A 5,322-nucleotide genomic window follows, 5' to 3' on the forward strand; every position below is an offset into this window, starting at 1 on the left:
CCGGGCCGCCAACATTGGGGAAGGAGATGAAATTCTTAAAATTATGGTACCTGTTACCGGGGATCAGACTTTCACCATGCAGGCCCATTTTGCCTACCAGGTATTTCAGCATGTCCATAGGCATGTCTGAATCATAAAGCAAACGCATCGGCTTACCTTTTTTACGTTTTAGCAGGCTCTTTGACAGGGAATCGATGAACTTTTCGCTCACTTCCTTATCCAGGTCAAGCTCCGCGTCGCGGGTAAGCTGAATGGAATATGCCTCGATACTATCATGCTCAAAAATGAAAAAGATGTCCTCTAAACTATACCTGATAATATCATCAAGCAGGATAAGGAACTTCAGGTTATTGGTATCGGGCAGTTTAACGAAGCGCGAAAGGTTATCCGGGAACTCGATAAGCGCAAACCTCGTTTTTTTATTTGTGGTAAGCTTTACAAAAAAATAAACAGCCCTATCCCTAAGTTCAGGCAGCGGTAAGGTATCATTAAGCATGATAGGCACCAATGTAGCCAGCAGCTTCTCCCTGAAATAGTTTTTCACGAAGGTACCCCGGGTTACGTTAAGCTGTTTATCATTCAGGATAAAGATCTTTTCTTCGGCCAGCTGCTTAACAATGATGTTTTCGTAAAGATTATTGAACTTACGTTCCTGCCTTACTACGATATTCTTGATCTGGTTAAGTACCTTTTTAGGATTATAACCAAGTATCTCCTTCGATTTTTCGTTAAGGGCTGCTAAGCGGGTGAGTGTGGCAACCCTTACACGGTAAAACTCGTCCAGGTTGGATGAAAATATGGCTAAAAAACGAATCCTGTCAATCAGGGGAACTGTAGGGTCGGCAGCTTCCTGCAAAACCCGGTCGTTAAAATATAACCAACTTATTTCTCTGTTAATTAAGGGAACCTGTTTATCCATAAATATTTCTTGCTTTACAGCCAGATGTTACAAATCTGCTTATTTATTTGTTAACTTAATATTAACTCATGAGGAATTAACCTGTTTTTATTCACCATTATTTATTGCAGAAATTAAACAAATTGTTGCAATATTGCGATGTGTGTTAACAATACATTAGTTTTGCAAAACATTTACCACCAATATACTACGTATGCCAACATTTGATATAGTTAGTAAAATAGACGGACAAACGCTTGATAACGCGATAAATACCGCAAAAAAGGAAATCCTGAACCGTTACGACTTTAACGATTCAAAAAGCACTATCGATTTGGATAAAAAGACCAACGAAGTAACCATTGTTACCGAGAACGATATGCGCCTTAAAGCCATACAAGACAGCATTATAAGCCGTATGGTTAAACAACACCTTGACCCCAAAGCACTTGATTTTGGCAAGGAACAATATGCCTCAGGCAACATGATCCGCAAAGAGATCAAGATCAAAGAAGGAGTTGACAAGGAAGTTGCAAAAAAAATTGTTAAAAAGATAAAGGATAGCGGCCTTAAGGTACAGGCTTCCATTATGGACGACCAGGTACGTGTGCAAGGCAAAAAGATTGACGACCTGCAGGCTGTTATCAGTCTTTGTCGCGCCGATGATTTTGGCCAGCCTTTGCAGTACATCAACATGAGGGACTAATCGAAACTCCCATGATATTTTTAAAGACGCATTTTGATGCGTCTTTTTTTATTTACCCACTTTTCAAACTAAACCATCAGCACAGTTTTGCATCATATAATAGTAACGGATACCCGTTATCATTATATCCACCAAATTTAAAATATGCTATCTAAACCTTTTCTGATACTGGCGTTGTTTTTAAACCTGAATACATTCTGCAAAGCACAGAGCATTCCGGGCGATCATCCTCCAACAGAAATTTCTTCCAGATTTAAACATTTAAAGAGTACGGAACTAACTAATGATGAGGTTATACTCTATCTGTTAATTAAAGGCGCTATACCAATAGCAATGGGCGACGGGCATTTAGAATACCTTACACGGTATGATGGATTTGATAATATTGGCAAGCTAAAGTCAATAGGCAATACACCTATTAAGTATTATGACAGGTTTGACTTGGATAATCGAGGCAAAATAAAATCCATTGGCGATACCCGGTTTACTTATTACGACCGCTTTGATATGGATAACCAGGGAAAAATAAAGACCGTGGGAAATATCAGTATTAAATGGTATGACCGGTTTGATGCGAAGGATCAATTTGGGAAATTAAAGTCGGTAGATGGCATGCCTGTTACTTTATATGATCAATTTGATGATTATTCAAACATAGGCAAGGTAAAATCAATAGGTAACACACTATTTACCTATTACACCCGGTTTGACGCGCCTGAAAATATCGGCAAGGTAAAATCCATTGCTGGCGTGTACATAACATGGTACGATCATTTTGATTTACCCGAAAATTCCGGTAAGCTTAAGTCTATCGGAAACACAAAATTTGTTTATTTCGATAGGTTTGATAAAGCCGATAATAAAGGAGAATTGAAAGGAATAGTTGGTGATTTCGGCGGCAATTTCAGACCAAGGTAATAACCTGTTTCAAAGTAAACAAAAGCGACTGCCCCGAAAAGAGACAGTCGCTTTTGCATTTTATTGATTAAGTAGTTTTAACCTGCTACTTCAACTTCTTCTTTCTTAACGTCATTCGGACGACCATTTTTAAACGCTTTACGCGGCGATAAACCAAGCAATTCAAACATAGCCATATCGGTATCAAATGATGGATTTGGTGTCGTTAATAACTTCTCACCAGCAAAAATAGAGTTAGCACCTGCCATGAAGCAGAATGCCTGTTCAACTGTACTCATCTCCGTACGGCCTGCGGATAAACGAACCACAGTTTTAGGCATGATGATACGCGTAGTGGCGATCATGCGTACCATATCCCAAACAGAAACACGCGGCTGATCAGCAAGCGGGGTTCCTTCCACAGGTACCAATGCATTAATAGGAACCGATTCGGGGTGCTTGGGTAGGTTTGATAATGTTTTCAGCATAGACACCCTATCCGCAACAGTCTCGCCTAAACCAATGATACCACCACTACATACGGTGATCTTAGCTTTGCGCACATGTTCAAGCGTTTTCAGGCGCTCATCATAAGTACGGGTAGTGATAATACGTTTGTAATCTTCTTCAGATGTATCCAGGTTGTGATTGTAGGCATATAAACCAGCATCAGCCAAACGTTGCGCCTGACTTTCGGTAAGCATGCCAAGGGTACAGCAAACTTCCATATCAAGGCTGTTTACTGCCTTTACCATATCAATCACCTTGTCGAAATCGCGGTTATCGCGTACTTCGCGCCAGGCAGCACCCATGCATAAACGTGATGCGCCACCCGCTTTTGCTTTTTCGGCAGCAGCAATAACTTCATCTTTCGGCATTATGGCGTGCACATTCACACCTGTGTTATAACGGGCAGCCTGTGGGCAGTAAGCACAATCTTCAGAACATCCGCCGGTTTTTATCGAGATCAATGAACTGATCTGCACCTCTGCATAGTCCTTATTTTCACGGTGTATAGTAGCTGCTTTGTATATCAGGTCAAGCAGTGGCGTATGGTATATTTCAGCTATTTCTTCTTTCGTCCAGTTGTGTCTAACTTCAGTCATTCTCTCTCAGTTTTTGATGGTTCAAATTTATAATAAAACGCTAAAAGCAAAAATGCGTAAAATAAAATGATGTTTGGGTGGCATAAGGCTAATTAGTCAACTCCCAATCCCGCGGTTTGTGACCTCACAAACCACCATATGCAAGGTTGACCGTGAGGACACGGCCTACGGGAATTGTCATTTCAATAAAAGCTTTGTAGCCAACCAAAGCGGCAATAAAAAGCCAATGCAGTCGGTAAAAGTGGTAATGATAATGGATGAAGCTACCGCAGGGTCGATCCCTACCCTTTTTAATATCAGCGGAATAGAAGCGCCTGTTAAGCCTGCTATAATGAGGTTGCCTGTCATCGCCAAAAACAGCACCAAACCAAGCAGCGGATTGGCATCGTAAAAGAATGCTACTATAAAAACGATGAGCCCGTTAGCGGCACCATTTATCAGGCCTACCAAAAACTCTTTTAATACAGTATTGTAAGCTTGCTTATCGGAAAGATCGCTCAAAGAGATACGCCTTACAGTTACCGCCAATGCCTGTGTAGCAGCGTTACCGCCCATGCCCGCTATAATGGTCATATAGGCCGAGATAATGGAAAGCTTGGCAACAGTATCATCAAAAGTACGTATGATGGACGCTGCAAGGAATGCGGTACCCAGGTTGATCACCAGCCATGGCAAACGGCTTTTTACAGCCTCCACCCAATTACCGCTCAGTTCCTCATCTTCAGACACACCGGAAATTTTCAGGATGTCCTCGGTGTTCTCCTCCTCCATTACATCGATGATATCATCTACCGTAACCCGGCCAAGCAGTTTCATATGGTCATCAACAACCGGGATACTGGTAAGGTTATATTGTTTGATCAGGCGGGCTACTTCTTCCTGGTCAAGGTCGGCTTTTACATAAACAAAGTCAGTAGTAACAAGATCGCTGATGCGGGCATCGGCGCGGGCTTTGATAACTGTTTTAATGGAGAGGATACCTTTCAGGATGTCGTCATTATCAACCACACAAATGGTATAAAACTCTTCCATCTCTTCGGATTGCCGGATGATCTCATCCAATGCATCTTTTTTATCCATGTTGATGTTCACCTTGATGATCTCCGAGTTCATCAAACCACCGGCGGTATCCTCGGCATAGGTCATCAGCGCGCGGATGCTGCTGGCATCTTCATGGTCAAGATCCTCTAAGATCTCCTGCTGATCCTCCTCATCAAGCTGGGATATGATGTCAGTAGCGTCATCGTAGTCAAGCTCTTCAACTATCTCGGTACGTTTCTCGGGATCAAGATTTACAAGCAATTCGGCGGGGCCATGCTCTTCATCCATTTCGGATAAAACTTCCGAAGCAACGTCGGCCGGGAGGATATTAATGATCCTTTCTTTTTCTTCCTGCTGAAGTTTTTCAAATAGTATAGCAATCTCCGAAGCGTGGTATTCCTTCAGAACATTCTCTAACTCAGCATCATCGGCTTCGAGCGCTGTTTTAATGCGGAGCAGGTCGGTTTTATCTAAATCAAAAGATTGCATACCCGACTAAATTAAAACAATTACACCACAATTAAGGAATTAAATCGGCACAAAAACAGTGCCCTGATTGGTAAAGTAAAGGAGTTCAACTGTTAGATACTATGATCATACTTAACCGTTGTACCGCTCACTTTGCTCAATTTAAAAAGTGCCTGTTCAACCTGTGTTTTACGAATGGAAAGCTG

General features: G+C 41.7%; 4 protein-coding genes and 1 pseudogene. 2 read left to right on the plus strand and 3 right to left on the minus strand.

All coding sequences use genetic code 11. From position 1 onward, the window contains the following. A pseudogene (locus VF500_RS30595) lies at positions 1 to 919 on the minus strand (polyphosphate kinase 1); the annotation flags it as partial. A gap of 193 nt (positions 920 to 1,112) precedes the next feature. Between VF500_RS30595 and VF500_RS30600 the strand changes: the two are divergent. Beyond that, positions 1,113 to 1,604 (plus strand): YajQ family cyclic di-GMP-binding protein, encoded by a 492-nt coding sequence (locus tag VF500_RS30600; RefSeq protein WP_121224962.1) that lies wholly within the window; start codon positions 1,113 to 1,115, stop codon positions 1,602 to 1,604. Between the two features lie 144 nt (positions 1,605 to 1,748). Then, complete coding sequence (locus tag VF500_RS30605) at positions 1,749 to 2,522, plus strand: hypothetical protein (protein ID WP_330863284.1); 774 nt, start codon at positions 1,749 to 1,751, stop codon at positions 2,520 to 2,522. 77 nt (positions 2,523 to 2,599) lie between these two features. Here the strand turns inward: VF500_RS30605 and bioB are convergent, their stop codons facing one another. Both bioB and mgtE read right to left on the minus strand, forming a co-directional pair. Continuing rightward, complete coding sequence (bioB, locus tag VF500_RS30610; protein ID WP_330863285.1) at positions 2,600 to 3,607, minus strand: biotin synthase BioB; 1,008 nt, start codon at positions 3,605 to 3,607, stop codon at positions 2,600 to 2,602. Positions 3,608 to 3,784: 177 nt separating this feature from the next. Beyond that, positions 3,785 to 5,137 carry a magnesium transporter gene (mgtE, locus tag VF500_RS30615; RefSeq protein ID WP_330863286.1) on the minus strand — a complete coding sequence of 451 codons (1,353 nt, stop codon included), beginning with the start codon at positions 5,135 to 5,137 and terminating at the stop codon, positions 3,785 to 3,787. Between the last annotated feature and the right edge of the window lie 185 nt (positions 5,138 to 5,322).

It is taken from the genome of Mucilaginibacter sp. (assembly GCF_036383575.1).
Taxonomy (GTDB): domain Bacteria; phylum Bacteroidota; class Bacteroidia; order Sphingobacteriales; family Sphingobacteriaceae; genus Mucilaginibacter.